The 17,969-nt window shown below is 66.2% G+C and carries 9 protein-coding genes; 5 read left to right on the forward strand and 4 right to left on the reverse strand.

The features are described 5' to 3' along the window. Positions 1 to 196 precede the first annotated feature (196 nt). From J2X38_RS04805 to J2X38_RS04825, 5 genes are all read left to right on the forward strand, one after another. Positions 197 to 970, forward strand: coding sequence for an arginyltransferase (locus tag J2X38_RS04805; protein WP_310251821.1), 774 nt, complete (start codon positions 197 to 199; stop codon positions 968 to 970). 237 nt (positions 971 to 1,207) lie between these two features. Beyond that, entirely contained in the window at positions 1,208 to 3,643 is a 2,436-nt protein-coding gene (locus J2X38_RS04810; RefSeq protein ID WP_310251823.1) for an NAD(P)-binding domain-containing protein, read from the forward strand. Further along, complete coding sequence (locus J2X38_RS04815) at positions 3,643 to 4,524, forward strand: hypothetical protein (protein WP_310251825.1); 882 nt, start codon at positions 3,643 to 3,645, stop codon at positions 4,522 to 4,524. The genes J2X38_RS04810 and J2X38_RS04815 overlap by 1 nt, the downstream gene beginning before the upstream one ends. 16 nt (positions 4,525 to 4,540) lie before the next feature. Next, positions 4,541 to 6,475 carry a cytochrome c3 family protein gene (locus J2X38_RS04820; protein WP_310251827.1) on the forward strand — a complete coding sequence of 645 codons (1,935 nt, stop codon included), beginning with the start codon at positions 4,541 to 4,543 and terminating at the stop codon, positions 6,473 to 6,475. 43 nt (positions 6,476 to 6,518) lie between these two features. Then, positions 6,519 to 7,370, forward strand: coding sequence for a metallophosphoesterase (locus J2X38_RS04825; protein ID WP_037514665.1), 852 nt, complete (start codon positions 6,519 to 6,521; stop codon positions 7,368 to 7,370). Here the strand turns inward: J2X38_RS04825 and J2X38_RS04830 are convergent. Genes J2X38_RS04830 through J2X38_RS04845 form a run of 4 tightly spaced genes read right to left on the reverse strand, consistent with a single transcriptional unit; the run spans position 7,364 to position 17,963 of the window. Next, a complete protein-coding gene (locus tag J2X38_RS04830) occupies positions 7,364 to 8,308 on the reverse strand; it encodes a D-2-hydroxyacid dehydrogenase (RefSeq protein WP_310251830.1) in 945 nt (314 codons plus the stop codon). The two genes, J2X38_RS04825 and J2X38_RS04830, sit on opposite strands and share 7 nt — an antisense overlap. A 7-nt stretch (positions 8,309 to 8,315) precedes the next feature. Beyond that, positions 8,316 to 8,672, reverse strand: a complete 357-nt coding sequence (locus tag J2X38_RS04835; RefSeq protein WP_058536751.1) for a hypothetical protein — start codon at positions 8,670 to 8,672, stop codon at positions 8,316 to 8,318. Between the two features lie 38 nt (positions 8,673 to 8,710). Next, a complete protein-coding gene (gene cysS / locus J2X38_RS04840; RefSeq protein WP_310251832.1) occupies positions 8,711 to 10,153 on the reverse strand; it encodes a cysteine--tRNA ligase in 1,443 nt (480 codons plus the stop codon). 46 nt (positions 10,154 to 10,199) lie between these two features. Then, complete coding sequence (locus J2X38_RS04845; protein WP_310251835.1) at positions 10,200 to 17,963, reverse strand: hypothetical protein; 7,764 nt, start codon at positions 17,961 to 17,963, stop codon at positions 10,200 to 10,202. Between the last annotated feature and the right edge of the window lie 6 nt (positions 17,964 to 17,969).

The following is a 17,969-nucleotide window of genomic DNA, read 5'->3' on the forward strand; positions in this document are numbered from 1 at the left end:
GACGACATCTCTCTGATTCAAATCGGCACATAAGTTACCGGCTGATTCACAAAATTTTCGGCGTGATTCAGATCGGGACGTTTAAAAATGGTAAATGGACTTTGCACCATTGACGCCGCTTGGCATAGTTGGTGGATGTAGCGCGTCGGACCCGCGTCGGGGGGCTCCGCATTCGCCAGTCCGGAGGTTTTCCCGCGTGTCCGCACCGTTCCGTTTTCCGCGCTTTTTTGTCACCAGTCCGGCGCCCTGTCCCTATCTGGCGGGCAAGACCGAGCGCAAGGTGTTCACCGAACTCAGCGGCAACTCGGCGAACGAGCTGAACGACGCGCTGGGCCGCATCGGCTTCCGCCGCAGCCAGTCGGTCGCCTATCGCCCGAGCTGCGCCGATTGCTCGGCCTGCGTGTCGGTACGCGTCTGTGCGGGCGAATATACGCCGAGCAGCTCGCAGAAGCGCAACCTGCGCCGCAACGGCGATCTCGTCGCGACCGCATGCAAGCCGTGGGCGACCGAAGAGCAATATGCGCTGCTGCGTTCCTATCTGGGGTCGCGCCATCCCGATGGCGGCATGGCCGACATGGACGAGCAGGATTTCGCCGACATGGTCGAGCAGACCCCGGTCGACAGCTATATGATCGAATATCGCGAGCCGGCGGTGGATGGCAGCAAGGGCCGCCTTGTCGGCTGCTGCCTGACCGACCGGCAGGGCGACGGGCTGTCGATGATCTACAGCTTCTTCGATGCAGCGCATCCGATGCGCGAGGGACTCGGCACCTATATCATCGCCGACCATGTCCAGCGCGCGGCGCAGGCGGGGCTGCCGTACGTCTATCTCGGCTACTGGATCGAAGGGTCGGCGCGCATGGCGTACAAGGCGCGCTTCCGCCCGCTCGAAAAGCTCGGCCCCGACGGTTGGTCGCGCTTCGAGCCCACCCAGTCCGAGCGTATCGCCGCGATGTTCGAGCTCGCCTGAACCCGCCCGCAGGGCGCTGTTGAGAATGGCTCGCAACGGCCAGAATCTCGCGTCGGCCGGTTGACCTTTCCTCGCTTTCAAGGGCATAGCTTTGCGTCCAGGACATAAGTCCGGGTCGCATCCGTTATGAATTCGCCGGGGGGCTGGCGACAGGGGGAAGAGGATGCCCGTGCGCGACTTCGTCAGCATCACGGCCAGCGACGGCAAGGGCGGCTTCCGCCGCGCGATGGTGCGTGCATGAGCGATCCGGTCAAGGTTGCGATCATCGGGTCGGGTCCCGCGGGACTCAGCGCCGCATCGCGCGCCGCGCAGCTCGGGCTCAGCCACATCCTGCTCGAAAAGACCGACCATCTGTCGGATACGATTTTCAAATATCAAAAGGGCAAGCGTGTGCTTGCGACGCCCGAGCGGCTCGACCTGCGTTCCGACTGCCGCTTTGCCGAGGGCGCGCGCGAATATATCCTCGGCAATTGGGACGAGGACGCCGCGACCAACAAGGTGAATGTCGCCTATCACGCCGAGGTCGCCGAAGTGACCGGCGCTAAGGGCGCATTCGCTATCAAGACCGCCAAGGGCGATATCTATACGGCAGAGAATATCGTGCTCGCGATCGGGACGCAGGGTAATCCGAACCGCATGCGCTGCGAGGGCGCCGACCTGCCGCACATCATCTATCAGGTCGACGATCCCGAGGATTTCAAGGACAAGCATATCACCGTCGTCGGGTCGGGCGACGCAGGGATCGAAAATGCGCTCGGCGTCGCCGAGGAAGCGCTCGAAAATACCGTCACGATCCTCAACCGCTCGAAGGATTTCGCGCGCGCCAAGGCGAAGAATGTCGCCGACATGACCGAGGCGGGCGAGAATGGCTTCATGTCGATCCGCACCGAGACGCAGCCGAAGAAGGTCGAGCCGGGCTGGCTGACGCTCGAAACCCCGACCGGCGAGGAACGGATCGAATGCGACGTGATCGTCGCGCGCCTGGGATCGGTCGCGCCGCGCGGGTTTGTCGAATCGATGGGGATCGAGTTCACCGGCCCCGACCGCGAGGCTTTTCCGAAACTGTCGCCGACGTTCGAGACGACGGTCCCCGGCCTCTATGTCATCGGCGCGCTCGCGGGCTATCCGCTGATCAAGCATTGCATGAACCAGGGCTATGACGTCGTCGAATTCCTGAACGGCAACAAGGCGCTGACCCCCGCCGACGAAAAGGACCTCGCGGCGATCTTCGAAAAGCTGCCGCAGCAGAAATCGGTCAGCGAATGGCTCGAGTTCCTGCGCACGCGCATCCGCATCTTCGCCGATGTCTCGCCGCTCCAGATGCGCGAATTCATGCTCGATTCGAAGGTCGCCTTCTATTCCAAGGGCGATGTCGTGTTCGAAAAGGGCGAGCCGGGTTCGTCGCTGTTCGCGATCGCCGACGGCCATGCGCTCGTCGAGGTTGGCCCCGACTTCACGGTCCCCATCGAAGAGGGATCGATTTTTGGCGAGGTCGGGCTGATCTCGGGCCGCAAGCGCGGCGCGACGATCCGCGCGGGCGAGGACAGCATCTTCGTCGAAGTATCGCGCACCGCCGCGCTCAAGCTGATGGCCGCGGTGCCGGGCGCCAAGCGCGTGATCAATCGCATCTCGCTCGAACGCCAGCTGCTCCAGATCTTCAAGGGCGGGCTGACGGTCGAGGATCTCGAACCGATCGTCGAGGACCCCGCGATCGAACGCGTTCCCGCGGGCAAGGTCGTGCTTGCCGAGGGCGACGAGGGCGACGACGTCTATGTCATCCGCTCGGGGTCGATGGTCGTCGAAAAGGACATCGGCGGCAAACCGATCTTCCTCCGCTATCTGCCCGCGGGCAGCTTCTTCGGCGAAATGGCGGTGCTCAGTGGCGAGCGGCGTAATGCGACCGTCAAGGCCGCGGTCGCGAGCGAAGTGATCCGGCTGAAGGGCGAGCAGTTCAAGGCGATGCTCGCCAAGCGGCCGCAGGTGCGCGAGGCGACCGAGGCCGCGGTCGCCGAACGCGCGGCGATGAACAGCTTCATCGAATCGCGCAAGGCCAGCTATTCGAGCGCGGTCGACCTCTATTCGGACACCGCGAGCTTCATCATGAAGGAAGGGCTGGGCGAGGCGACCGATGCGCTGCTGATCGACGAGAATCTGTGCGTCGGCTGCGACAATTGCGAGAAAGCGTGCGCTGACAGCCATGAAGGCCTGTCGCGGCTCGATCGCGAGGCGGGCAAGACCTTCGCGCATCTGCATGTCCCGACGAGCTGCCGCCACTGCGAGCATCCGCACTGCATGGCCGACTGCCCGCCGAACGTGATCCACCGCGGCCCCGACGGCGAGGTGTTCATGGAGCCCGGCTGCATCGGCTGCGGCAACTGCATGCGCAACTGCCCCTATGGCGTGATCCGCATGGAGGCCGCGCCGCCCGAGAAGCCGAGCCTGCTGCGCTGGCTGCTCACGGGTTTCGGCCCCGGCCCGGGCGAACCGTCGCCCAAATGGACGAAGAAGCAACTGGGCGACGAGAAGCCCAAGAAGATCGCTGTCAAATGCGACATGTGCAAAGGCATATCGGGCGGCCCCGCGTGCGTGCGTGCGTGCCCGACCGGCGCTGCGATCCGCGTCTCGCCCGAGGAATTCCTGTCGATCGCCCGGCTCGAAGAGGACGCGGGCTGATGGCGAGCCTGTTCCAGCGCCGCCGGTCGAAAGCGACCCAGACCGAGCGCGTGCGCGAGCGGAAGCATGAGGGCTTCCTGCGCTACGCGGGCTTCCGCTGGGCCAAGATTTCGGGCGCGCTCTGCCTGCTGATCATCGTCAGCTATGCGCTGGTCGACGTGACGCCGCGGCACAATGGCGGCAGCTGGTATGGCTATACGCTCGGGACCAGCGGCGCGGCGCTGATCCTCTGGCTTACCGCCTTGGGCTATCGCAAGCGCAAGATGACGAGCACCGCCTGGTCGCTGAAGGCGTGGACCTCGGCGCATGTCTATCTCGGGCTCAGCCTGATCGTCATCGGCACTTGGCACACCGGGTTCCAGCTTGGCTGGAACGTCCACACGCTCGCTTGGGCGCTGATGATGCTCGTCATCCTGTCGGGGCTTTACGGCGTGATCGTCTATGCGACGCTGCCCGCAGCATTGTCGAACAACCGTGACGAGATGACGCAGATGCAGATGCTCGAGGCGATCCGCGCCTTCGACCGCCAGCTGCACAGCGCCGCGCAGCCGCTGACCCCCGCCGACACCGCGCCGGTGCTGGCGGCGCTCGATGAGGATCCGTTCGCGGGCGGCGTCATGGCACGGCTGTCGGGTCGCTATCCCAATTGCGCGACCGCGGCGGCGCTGCGCACGCTGTCGCTCTCGAATGGCAGCGACCGTGAAGCGCGCGAGAAAGTGGTCGGGCTGCTCAAGCAGAAGGAGGCGGCGCTGACGCGGTTGCGCCGGCATCTCAAGATCCGCGCGCTGCTCGAAATCTGGCTCTACGTGCATGTGCCGCTGACCTTTGCGCTGATCGCGGCGCTGTCGGCGCACATCATCAGCGTCTTCTTCTACTGGTAAGGCGGGGAGGGGGACCATGAGCTTCATCCTGCGCCGTATTTCGACGACGAAGACCGGCAAACAGATCATCCGCGATACGCCGCTGCCGGGCGACACGATCACGTTGGGCCGCGAGGGCAGCAACACCATCCACGTCGCCGATTTGGCGGTGAACCCGCATCACGCGACGATCAGCAGCGCCGATGGCCGGACCGTCCGCGTCGCGGCGAGCGAGGGGCTGGGCTTCGACCTCAACGGACGCAGCGAAACCATCGCCGATATCGACAGCGGCGCGGGCGGCGAGCTGCGCTTCGGCGGCCACCGGCTGACCATCGCGCGCGAGGGCGAGAATATCATCCTGCTCGTCGAGCGCATCGACGAGCTGTCGCAGTCGTCGAAGGATGTCGACGAGGCAAAGGCCTTTTCACTGCAGGGCGTGATGCTCGGCAAGCGCATGGGGGCGTGGTTGTTCGGGCTGCTGATGCTGCTCGCCTTCCTGATCGGGCCGATCTGGGCGTGGTACAGCTACAAGAATGTTAACGAGCGCCCCGACGGTTACCATGCCGACAGCGCGTGGCTGTCGGGGCCGCTGTCGAGCGCGCACGCGAGCCTGAAGAACGACTGCCAGTCGTGCCATGTCGAACCGTTCGTCGCGGTGACCGACAAGGCGTGCGTCGGCTGCCACACCGGCGAGCACAAGGCGATGAGCATGGCGCATGCGGGTGCGCCGGCAGCGATGCTCCTCGCCGCGCGTCACCCGCCGGGGATCGGCGAAAAGGTGCTGGCGGGCTTTGCCAAGACCTTCAACAAGCCGCAGGGCCGCTGTGTCGAGTGCCATACCGAGCATGAGGGCGCGGGGCCGATGCCCGCGACGCCGCAGAAATTCTGCGCCGATTGCCACGACGGCATGTCGGCGCGATTGAAGATTGCCGGGCATCCGACATCGATCGCCGATGCCGCCGATTTCGGCACGAGCCACCCCGAATTCCGCCCGCTCGTCCGCGCCGCGCCCGGCGCGAAGCTGGTGCGCACGATGCTGAGCAAGGGGACGGTCGACTACAACGGCCTCAAATTCCCGCACGACATGCATTTGCAGGCGACCGGCGGGGTCGCGCGCATGGCGGCGAGTTTCCGCGGCCGCTACGATTTCGGCAAGAAGTTGGAGTGCGCGAACTGCCACCGCGTCGAGGCCGACGGGGTGCGCGTCAAGCCGGTCGAAATGGAACGCGACTGCGCGATGTGCCACAGCCTCGCCTTCGAGACCGTCGGCGGGGTGACGCGGACTTTGCGCCATGGCGAGCCCGACCAGGTCGTCGCCGATCTCACCGCTTATTATCGTTCGACCCCGCCCGGGCGACCGCTCCAGCTTGGCGGCATGCAGCGGCGGCGTCCGGGCGCCTATGCCGAGGGGCAGGTCTACAACATCTATTTCAACGAAGTCGCGACACGGCCCAGCCGTGCGCAGGATGCGGTGCGCGCGGTCTTCTCAAAGGGCGGCGCGTGCTACGACTGCCACACGATCTTTGCGCCGCAGACCGGCAACAGCTGGCGGGTTGCGGCGGTCAGCCAGACGCCGCGCTACCTGCAAAAAGGCTGGTTCGACCATGACGCGCACAAGGAAACCGAATGCGCTGACTGCCACACCGCCGCGCCGGGATCGAAAACCTCGAGCGACCTGCTCGTGCCGGGGCTGCGTCAGTGCCGCGATTGCCATGTCGGCGAGGGCGGGGCGCGCGCCGTAAAGGTCGAAACCGCGACCGAATCGCCCTGCGCGATGTGCCACGAATATCATTCGGACGGCGGGAAACCGTGGTTGCCGCCGCGCAGAGCCAAGAAAAACACCGCCGCAATCGCAAATAAACCTCTTGCTGCTACCTATAGTGTGAGCATGATCACAGGAACCGGGGGGCGGGGCCTTTACGATGTGACGTGGCGCACACCTCCCTTGCACGGGGCAAGGCGGGGCGGGTGAGGTTTTATGGGTCGGGACCAGCCGACCGGAACGGGGGACGGATATGCTGATCGCGCAGATCACAGATATCCATATCGGGTTCGATCCGGACAATCCGGCCGAATATAACCGCAAGCGCCTCGATGAGGTGCTCGACGTGTTGATCGAGGGGCCGAACCGGCCTGATCTGCTGCTCGCGACCGGCGATCTTTCCGATCGCGGCGACGACGACAGCTATCGCCGCCTCGCCACCGCCTTTTCGCGCTGTCCCTTTCCGGTGTGGCCGAGCGTCGGCAATCATGATTTGCGTGACAATTTTCACGCCCGCTTTCCGGGTCTCGACGACGGCAACGGTTTCGTTCAGTACACGATCGAACTCCCCGAACTACGGCTGGTGACGATCGATACGCTGGAGGAAGGGCGCCACGGCGGCGCATTTTGCGACCGGCGCGCCGCCTGGCTCGACGCCGAACTGGCGAAGGATAGTGCGAAGCCCACCTATATCGTCATGCACCATCCGCCGATCGAAAGCGGGATCGAGTGGATGAACACCGACCCCGACGAGCCGTGGGTCGCGGTCTTCACCGACGTGGTACGCCGCCACCCGCAGGTTCGCGGGCTGATCTGCGGCCATCTCCACCGGAGCGTCACCGTCGCATGGGAAGGCCGCACGATCGCGATCTGTTCGTCGACGGCACCGCAGGTCTCGCTCGACCTCAGGCCCATCGACGAGAACAAGCCCGACGACCGGCCGATGATCGTCGCCGAAGATCCCGCCTATGCGCTCCACCGCTGGAACGGGCGCGAGCTTGTGAGCTTCTACGACCATGCCGGCGCGCACACCATGCTCGCCAAATATGACGAACGGCTGCAACCGCTGGTGCGCGAGTTGAAGGCCGAGCGGCCGCGTCAGTAGCCGAGCGTCAGATCGACCCGCGGCTCGACGGCCTCACCCTGCTTCCAGCGGTCCAGATTTTCGAGGAAACGCTGCGCCGAGCGGACGAACATCTTGTCCTGTGCGCGGCCCGACAGGTGCATCGTGATGTGGGCATTGTCGAGGCTCCACAGCGGATCGTCCGAGGGCAGCGGTTCGGGGGTCGTGACGTCGAGGAAGGCCGACGCGATCTGCTGTTCGTTCAGCGCCGTGACCAAGGCGTCCTGATCGACGACGCTGCCGCGCGCGATGTTGATCAGCGTCGCGGTCGGCTTCATTGCAGCGAGTTCCGCTGCGCCGATCATGCCGTCGGTCTCGGGGGTCGCGGGGACTGCGAGGATCACCCAGTCGAAAGCGCCGAGCTGCGCGCGCCATTGGTCGGGGGTCAGCGTATTGGGGCCGGGCGAGCGACGAACCACCGTCACATCGACGGCAAAGGCTTTCAGCCGTTCTTCGATCAGCTTGCCGATCGCACCATAGCCGAGCAGCAGCGCCTTCGATCCGAACAGTTCGACCTTGCCCGGTGAGTCCATCAGCCACTCGCGGCGTTCCTGCGCGCGCACGACATCGCGGTACCCCTTGGCGACGGTGAGCATGCCCATCACGACATATTCGGCGATGGTGATCGCGTTGATACCGGCACCATTGGTCACAATCGTACCGCGCTCATGGAGCAGATCCAGCGGCATGCCGTCCACCCCGGCATAGATGGAATTGAGCCATTTGAGATTCGTCGCGGCGGTGATGACTGCGGCCATATCCTTCTTGTCGTACATGTCGAACCAGCCGATCTCGGCCTGCGGCGCGAGTTCGAGCGCCTCTTCCTTCGACGCGAAGAATTTGGGTGCGATCCAGTCGGGCAGCCGGTTTTCGACAAGCGGACGGATCAGGCCCGAAAGGACGGTCACGGTCTTGGTCATGATTTTCCTACTGCTGAAATGCGTGCCAGCCCGCCCAGGCCAGCGGGACGAGGCCGATGAGATCGACCAGCGCGATGGTGCCGAGCGCCGCGGGGCGCCCGTAGGACTGATAGAGAAACAGGAAGCTGAGCATCGAGATTGCGGCGAGCAAGGTCGCGAGCTTGCGCCCGCCGGGATCGAACGCCGCCCACACGCAGGCAACGAGCACCGCAAAGAACAGCGCGGCGCGGTGATGCATCAGCAGGAAGAGCGGGCTGTCCGGCGGGATGCGATAGAGCCGCGTGATCAACGCCGGCCGGAACAGCGCCAGCGCCGGGATCAGGTGGACAAGGCCGACGAGCAGCCAGCAGATCAGTTGCGACATGCAACGAGGCTAGCAGCCCGCGGGCCTGCGACAAGCCTCTAATTGGCGCTGGGTTGCCAGTCCCATCCGAGCGGATCGCCGTCCATCACCTCGACCCCGGCCGCGACGAGTTCGTCGCGCAGCGCATCGGATGCGGCAAAATCCTTGGCGGCGCGGGCCTCCTTGCGGCGCGCGAGCGTCGCTTTGATTTCGTCTTCGCCGATCGTCGCGGTCTTTGGGCGGACGCGCAGGTCGGCGCGCGCGGTCGTCAGCAGGTTAAGGCCGAGGACGGCATCCATCGCGGCGAGTGCCGCATGCTTCTGGCCGGCGTCGATCTTTTTCATCGCCGCCGTTTCTTCGAGCAGCGTGAGCGCGACCGGCGTGTTGAGGTCGTCCGACATCGCCGCGTCGAACTTTACCAGCAGATCCATGAGGCGGCGGTCGGTCGGCTCGGCCGGCTCTGCATCGCGCGCCGTGGCGGCCGCCATCACCAGTCGTTTGAGCCGTGTTAGCGCCGCGCCAAGACCATCCCAGCTGAACTCCAGCTCGCTGCGATAGTGCGCTTGCAGGCACATGAGGCGATAGGCGAGGGGGTGATAACCCTTGTCGATCAGCAGTTGCAGACGCAAAAATTCGCCGCTCGATTTCGACATCTTGCCGCTACGGTCGACGAGAAAATTATTATGCATCCATATCCGCGCGCCGCTGTCTGGCGAGCAGCTGTGCGCCTGGTTCTGCGCAATCTCGTTCGGATGGTGGATCTCGCGATGGTCGATCCCGCCGGTGTGAATATCGAACGGAAAGCCGAGCAGCGCTTCCGACATCACCGAGCATTCGAGGTGCCAGCCCGGCGCGCCGCGGCCCCACGGTGAATCCCATTCCATCTGGCGCGTCTCGCCCGCGGGCGTCTTGCGCCAGATCGCGAAGTCGGCGAGCGCACGTTTGCCATCGACGGGATCGATGCGGCTCTCGCCCTCATCGGTGCCGTGACGCGCGAGGCGGCCATAGTCGGGGACGGTGGCGGTATCGAAATAGAGGCCGCCATCGAGTTCGTAGCAATGTTTGTCGGCGATGCTTTTGCCCCATTGGATCATCGCTTCGACATATTCGGTGGCGCGCGGGTGCTGCTTGTCCCGGATATTTAGACGCGCAAGATCGGTCTCAAAATCCGCCTGATAGAAAGCCGCGATGTCCCAGGCGCTTTTCCCTTGCGCGGCGGCCGCCTTCTCCATCTTGTCGTCGCCGGCGTCGGCGTCGGATGTCAGATGCCCGACATCGGTGATGTTGATGACGTGGGTGAGCTTATAACCCTTGTACGACAGCGTTCGCCCTAGCGTGTCGCCAAAGACATAGGCGCGCATATTGCCGATATGCTGATAATTATAGACCGTCGGTCCGCAGCTATAGACGCGCGCCTCGCCGGGGTGGACGGGCTCGAACGGTTCGAGGCTGCGCGTCAGGCTGTTGAACAGCTTGAGCGGGGAGGCAGGGGCGTCGGTCATAACCGCGCCCATGCCTTGCTCCGCCCGCCGGCGTCAACCGAAAGCCTTATTGCTGCGGCGGCGTCCACAGATCGTCGTTGCCCGCGCCGGTCACCGGATCGTCGAGCAGCGGCTCGCCGGTCATCGGATCGATATCGCGCATCGTGATCAGCGCTTGCGGGAAATTATTGCCTTCGCCCACGCCGTCGTCATCGTCGACCTCCTCGTCGATAATATCCTGCACCGGGAAATTATTCTCGAAATCGAAGGTCACGGTGGCGCAGGCGCTCGGGCTGGCGATAAGGCAGCCGTTGAAGGTCGACCGGCGATCATAGCTGCCGACCACCGGCGCCGCGCCGCCTATCGTCAGCAGCGGGACCGTGTCGATGCCGGTGATCTGGCCGCCCGCGCCAAGCTGCACCCCGTTGATGACGATGCGCGACGTCCCTTGCGTCCGCACATCGAGTCCGCCGGCGCCGAAGGTCAGCCCGCGGCGCTGCGCGAAGTCGGTGCCCGCCCCGCTGTTCTGGACATAGAAGCCGACCGCGACGTCGGCGCGGATGCCGCGCGCGAACAGCGCGCCCTCGTCGAGCGTGACGCCGTCATTCTGGCCGAGACGCGTGTTGATCGCGTCGGTCGTCGTCGCCGCGCCAACCGCGGTAATGGCGGCCTCGGTCGCGACGATGATGTCGTCCGATGCCATGTTGAGCTGCCCGCCCGGCGCATTATTTGCCCCGAGCAACCGGATGCTGCCCCGGCCGAGGATGACTTCGAGCGCATCGCCCGCGGCGAGGTTGAGCGCGTTGGCGTCGGTGAGGCCCGTCAGCTGGACATTGCCGATCACGCGCATCTTGCCCGGGGTGCGGATCGTCAGCGCGCCATTGGCGCCGAGGTTGGCGTTCGATGCGCCACCGGTCATCGTGAAGGTGTCGACGACGACGTCGGGCGGCGTTGCCGACCCGACCGAAACGGGCCCCGCGCTCTGCACCTCGGGCGCGAAGATTTCGATCTGTGTGCCATAGAGGCGCGTCAGCTCGTCGGCGTCGATATGATAGCCGTTGGGGCCGTTGGGTCCGGCAGTGCCACCGACGAAGGTCTGGTTGGCGGTGTTGTTGTTGGCGACCGACAGCTGCCGGGTCACGCCCGCGGTGCCGACGCGGCCCGTCGGCGCAATGCTGATTCCCGCCGAGGCGAGCGAGATCGACTGGCCGGTGACGACGCCGTTGATCCCGAGCGATGCGCGCGCCGCGGCGGTGAGGTTGCCGGCAACGGTAACGGTGTCGAGATTGAGGAAACCGACCGAATTTTCGATGATCGCGTTGGCGGCGGTGAGGTTGCCGATGGTCATCGCCTCGCCCTGCGTGCGCAGGTCGGCGGTGCCGGCGACAGTGCCGGTGGCGACCGAGAAGTCGCCGCCGCCGCGGACATAGGCGTCGCCGACGTCGGTGGTCAGCGTGGTAAAATGCAGATCGCCGCCGCCTTCGATGCGGATCGCATTGGCGCTGGCGTTGATCGTACCCCCCGCGATGAGGCTGCCGAGCTGGATATTGCCGTCGCTGCTGTCGAGGCTGGTCGTGCCGAGGACATTGGCCTGGTTCGCAGCGACCCCGGTCGCGCCGGTGAGCGTCACATCCTGTCCCTCGATCGACGTGATGCCGATCGCGGTCCCCGCGGTCAGCGTCGCATTGCCCAGCGCGCGGACGCCGCCGCCCGATATGCCCGCGGACGAATTGACGACGACATCGCCGTCGGCGCTCAGCGTCGGAAGCGCGGAGCCGCCGGGGCTGGTGAGCGCCGCAAGCGTCACGTCCTGCGCGGTGATCGTCGCATTGCGTCCCGCCGCCACGGTGCCGGTCAGATTGGCGATACCCGCCGCATCGACCACAACGTCGCTGAACGCATCGAGGCCCGCGAGCGTCGTTGCGCCGCCCTGCGTGCGGATGCTGCTGTCGCCGCCGGTGGTGCCGAGACCGAGCGTTGTGGCGCCATTGACCGCGATATTGTTCGCGGCGTTGAGCAGGATGTCGTCGCCGGCGGACAGCGTCGCCGCGCCGATCGCGCCGGCGGTCGACGCCATCACGATGTCGGCGCCGTTGATGCCTTGCGACCCTTCGCCCGTGCCGATGGTGAAGTTCGGGCTGCCCGAGGCTGTCGAGAAATCGAGGATATGCGTGTCGGCGCCGGCGCCGGTGGTGCGGACGTTAAGCGCGTCGATATTGCCCGCGGCGCGGACGGTGATGTCGTCGCCGCCCGTGACATCGGTCAGGCTGGCGGTCGTTCCCGCGATGACGAGAACGTCCTCGCCCGCCGTGCCGCCATCGATCGACGCCGCGACCCCGGCGTTGACACCGAACATGCGCGCCGCCGAGCTGTCGGTGAGCGTCGCATTGCCCGCGGCGATGACGAACAGATTGCCCTCCGCCGCGATACCGTTGCGGTCGACATAACCGCCGTTCGCCTGCGCCGAAGCGTTGATATTGGCATCTGAATTCAGGAAGATATTGCCGCCCGCCACATAGGTGCCGGAAAGGTCGGCGGCCGAGAAGATCGAGATGTTCCCATCGACGTCGGCATTGGTCACCGCAACCGCGCCGCCGGTGCCGAAGGCGAAGAAGGACGCCGCGCCCGTGACATTGCCGGTGAGCGCGATGCTGTTGGCGAAGAGGTTGATATCTTCGCCCGCGGCGATCGACCCGCCGCGAATGCCTTCGGCGCCCGCCGCCGTACCGTCCGCCGAAAGCCCGACCGACAGGCCGGCGGTGATCGAGTTAAAGGCGATCGACTGGCCCTGGACCTGGACGAAACCGCCCGCGGTCGAGTTGCCGAGGTCGACGGCGCCGGGCGAGGTGATCGAGATATCGCCGCCGGTGATGATCGAGTTGAGCCCGGTGCGGAAGCTGGCGGCGCTCGCGGTGAAATCATTGACCGCTTCGGCATGCTCGATGCTCGCGGCACCGCTGCTGCTGATCGTGATGTCGGCGCCATCGAGCCGATCGACACCGATCGTCGCGGCGGCGCCTTCGCCGGTCAGCGAGAGCGTGGCCCCTGCGGCGAGCAAGCTGCCCGGCGCGCCGCTGATGCTGGTTCCCGCGACGATGAACAGATCGTCGGTGGCCTCGATCGTCGGTGCCGCATTGGCGCCGCGCAAATCATGGCGGATATCGATCTGGTCGCCCGCCTGCAGCTGCGCCGTTTCGCCGACGGTCACGCGTCCGGCGCCCGCTGCATAAAGGCCGATCGAGCCGTCGGTGCCGAGCGTCAGGCTTCCGGCTTCGATTGTCCCGCCGGCCGCGCCAAGGAAGATGCCCGCGGGGGCTGTGCCGGTGTCGTTGTTGGTCGGATTGGCCAGGCCGCGCACCTCGACGTCGAGGCTGGTGAAGTTGACTCGGCTGTCGCTACGAATTTCGACGCGGCCTGCAGTATCGCCGCTGGCAAAGATATTGGTGTTGCCAAGGTCGATCAGGCCGGGGCCGGCGTTGGTCGTCAGCGCATCGATATTGACGCGCCCACCGGCGGTGCCGGAAAAACCGCCGTTTGTGCCGGGCAGACTGCCGCCGCCGCCGGCAAGGCCGCCGTTGCCGCCGGTTCCCGACTGACCGCTGACATCGATTTCCAGAGACTCGCCGGCGGTCGTGATCGTGCCGCCGTCGGCGATCAGCCGGACCGATCCGCCGACCCCGCCGCCGCCGAGCCCGCCATCGCCGCCAATATTGCCGGCGCCGAAATCGGCGGTGCTGCCGTTGCCGCCGTTGCCGCCCGTGCCCGTGCTGCCGAGTTCCACGACGTCGCCGGCGGCAAGGCCGAGCGTCATCGTCGCGGCATCGCGCGAAATGACCTCGATCGCGCCACCCTGCGCCCCGCCGCCGTCGCCGCCCGAAGGCGCGACCGCCGCCGACGAAGCGAAGCCCAGGTTGCCGTTGCCGCCATTGCCGCCGGTCGCACCGGTGACGAAATTGGCCTGCGTCACCCTGACGCTCGCATTGGGGCCGTCGGCGAGGACGCTCGACGTCCCGCCAAAGGCATTGCCGCCGTTGCCGCCGCGTCCGTCGTCGGCATCGCCGCCGTCGCCGCCTTCCGCCGTCGAATCGAGACTGATCGCAAGCGTGCCGGCGTCGAAATCGTCGACGATCGCCTGCGCGATGCCGCCATAGCCATCGCCACCCGCGCCGCCGACATTGTACGCGCCGCCAAGGCCGCCGGTGCCCTGCGCAACGGCACCGACATCGGTGATCGTGCCCGACGTCGCCGCCAGTCCGATCGTCGCGCGCCCGCCCCGGCCGATGCCGCCCCGGCCGCCGACGCCGACGCCGGTCGCGCTGCCCGAACTGCTCGAGAAGAAGGAGGAGCCGCCTTGGCCGCCGATACCCGATGCATCGGCGGTCACGCTGCTCGCCGTGACCGAGCCGCCGGTCAGGTTGACGCTGGCGGTGCCGCCGGACCCGTTTCCGCCATTGCCGGGCGTTCCGGGTGGGGACCCGAACCCCGCGTTGAAGCCGCCGCCGGTGCCGCCGGTGCCATTGGCATAGGCCTCGATCACGCTCGCATCGACGACGGCGGTGCCGCCGATGTTGATGACCGCATTACCGCCGACACCCGCACCGCCGGTGCCGCCCGCGATGATGTTGGCCGGATCGTCATCATTCCCGTCCGTCCCCGGACGGCCTTCGCCGTTCGCCGATGCGATGATGTCGGCGGCGGTGATCGTCCCGCCCGACAGGTCGATCGTCGCGACACCGCCGGTGCCCGTGCCCGACACGCCCTGCGCGATCCCGCCCAAGCCATCGGCGCTGATGCTCATGTCGCTGATCGAGATGTCGCCGCCGGTCTGGGTGAAGGTCGCGGTGCCGCCGGTGCCGTTGGCGCTGCCGCCGCTGGCGCCGCGGCCGGAACCGTTCGCCGACAGCTCGATGAGGCCGCCCGACACGGTGCCGCCCCGGACATCGAGCGTGACCGTGCCGCCACGTCCGTTTCCGCTGCTATCGATCGGCCCACCCGGAACCTCGATCTCCACCGCTGTGCGGCCGTCGGCCGCGGCAGAAAGCTGGCCATAGTCGATTGCGCTGCCGGAACTGGCGGCGGTCTGGATCAGGATGGTTCCGCCGGTGCCCGTCGGGGCGGCTCCTGCCGTTGTCGCACCGCCCGATGTGCCGCCCGCGATCAGGTCGGCGCCGACGCCAAGGTCGAGGCGGCCGCCATCGGCGATCAGCTGGATCGTCCCGCCCGTCGCCACGGTGCCGGCGGCGCTGCTGCCGGAAGTCGCGCTGGCGTTGAGCTCGTTCGTCGAGTCGAGAGTCGCCCGGATTTCCCCGCCATTGCGGGCAAACAGGTCGATCGTCCCGCCCTGCGCGGAGCCGCCCGTGCCAACGACATGGGCCGTGCTGCTGCTGGCATCGACCCGATAGATCTCGGCCACGATCGTTCCGCCGTCGGCGAGGAAGTCGACATTGCCGCCAACGCCGTTTCCGGCGCTTTGCGTGACGGCGTTGGACATGTTTCCGCCCATCGCCTGGACGATGAGGCTATTGCCCGTGGTGATCGTGCCCCCTGCGGTCGCATTGACGGCGACATTTCCGCCCGTACCCGATCCGAAATTCTCGCCGGCCGGGTTGGATGGAAAGGGATTCATGCCAACCGCGAAAAGATTGATGCCGCCGCTGCTGCTGATGGTCGATCCGTTGGTCGCCGCCAACGTCACATTATTCCCGCGCGCGTTGCCCGATTGCCCCGTGGTGCCGCTGGGGCTGAGCGCGATTCCGGCCTCGGCCGATGCGGCGAGGGCGATCGACGCAAATTGCGCGGTGGCGCCGCCGTCGGCCGTCAGGCTCGCCGTGCCGCCCAGCGCATCGCCGCCGGCCGAATTTTCTCCGCCCGCATCGCCGCCCCGTCCGCTGGCATCGAGCGAGAGTGTGCCGAGCGATTTGATTCCGCCATTGTCGCTGTTTATGACGAGAGCGGCGCTACCGCCCGTTCCGTCGCCGCCGTTTAAGGTGTCATCCGGGCCGGAGAAACTTCCGCCGGTGCCCAGCGCCTCGATCGATGTGTCCGAAGATTCGAACGCGGTGTTCGATCCGAGGATTTCGATGCGCGCGGTGCCGCCCGTTCCGTTGCCCGCCTGAGCCGGGCCGAATCCCCCGCTGCCATTTGCGTCGATCGACACATTGTTGGTCGCGCGGAAGCTTGCGCCATCGGAAACCGTCAGCGTCGCGGTGCCGCCTTGCGCATCGCCGCCGGTCGGGATGGAAATATTGGTGGGGCCGAACGCCGACGCGCTGATGAGGACGGTGCCAGTGTCCAGCAATGTGCCGGAATTGCTGACAGAAATGCTGGCAGTGCCGCCCCGTGCGTTTCCTGCCAGGCCATTTGTCCCGATGTCGGCAGAAGCGATTGCGGATAGGGAGAGGACCGGGGTTGTTACGGTGCCCCCGGTAATCGTCAGGCTGGCGGTCCCGCCCTGACTGTCGCCGGTTGCCGTGGCGGGCAGGCTCAGCGACGTGATCTGCAACAGATTGCCCGTCGACAGCGTCCCGCCGGTCACATTCACTGCAACATTGCCTGCGGCGCCGGCGGCGCCATCCGATCGGACCGTCAGATTACCCGTCGCGCCGCCCTGCTGACCCGCGCCGATGGTCAGCGACGCACCGGCGTCGCCGCTGAAAACCCCGTTGCCTTCGACGAAGATTTGTCCCGCTGACGATAGAGGGGGCGGCGATCCCGGGATCTGTTGCAGCGCCTCGCCGACAAAGGTGCCGCTTGCACGCGCGACGGTGCTGCTACGGAACAGCGTATCGTTGACGATGATATTTGCCGTTGTGGTGTTCACGGGGTTCAAATTCTGTTCGCCGCTCGTGATATTATAGCCGGCGGACAGGCGTACCGCGCCATCTTCTTCTGTTGCCGAGACGGCGTCGTCATAACCGATCGCCCCCGACACCAGCATCGTCACCGCGTCATTCTTGGGAATGGCGACCATATAGATGCGGCTTTGGTCGGTATCGCCGTCCTGATGCGCGGGGCCGGTGGTCGTGCCGGTGTGGGTGATCGCGTTGCCGCCCTCGACCCCCCGGGTGACGTTGATGTCGAAGAGGCCGCCGTTGATGCGGATATCGGCCTGTTCGGCGGCGACATAAGCGGCCGACCCGTCGACGCGGACGGTCCCAGCCTGGACGACGCGCGGCGCGACGAGCGCGATATAGCTGCTGCCGGGATTGCCGACATTGTTCGCGTTGATCGCGCCGTTGACGGTGATTGCCGACGTGCTGCCCGCCGTCCCGTTGAACCGGATCGTTCCGCCGGGACCGAACAGGCCGCCGGTCGTGACGATGTCGTTGGTGGTGAGGACAAGGCTGCCGACGTTGATCACGCCCGACGCGCCGATCAGGATGCCGCCGGCGTTATAGAACCAGATATTGCCGCCGCGCGGGCCGCTGGTCGATCCGACATAGCTGTTCACAATGCCGTTCAGCGCGATCTGGTCGGTAATCGAGGTGCCCGCCCCGTCGACGAACCGGTTGAGAACGACATAGCCTGTGGTGTCGCCGACATAGTCCAGCGTGTTGCCTGTGGGCAGGAAGTCGATCACGCCCGCGACTGGCGTGTTGGAGGGTGTCCAGTCGACAATGCTTTGCGGCCCGTTGACGTTGACCGTCGATGGATTCACGCCCGTCCCCACGGTCGTACCCGAAGGGAGGGTCGTGATCGTGCCCGACCCCGCGACCTGTGCGAGCGTGGGGCCGCCATAGGCGAGCGCCATCATCCCGGCGGCGATCGCGCAGCTTGTCAGCAGTCGCTGCTTGCCGGGGCCGCTGGGCGAGAGGGAGGCGATGGCACGCATATCCGT

Source organism: Sphingopyxis sp. BE235, from assembly GCF_031457175.1.
Classification (GTDB): Bacteria; Pseudomonadota; Alphaproteobacteria; order Sphingomonadales; family Sphingomonadaceae; genus Sphingopyxis.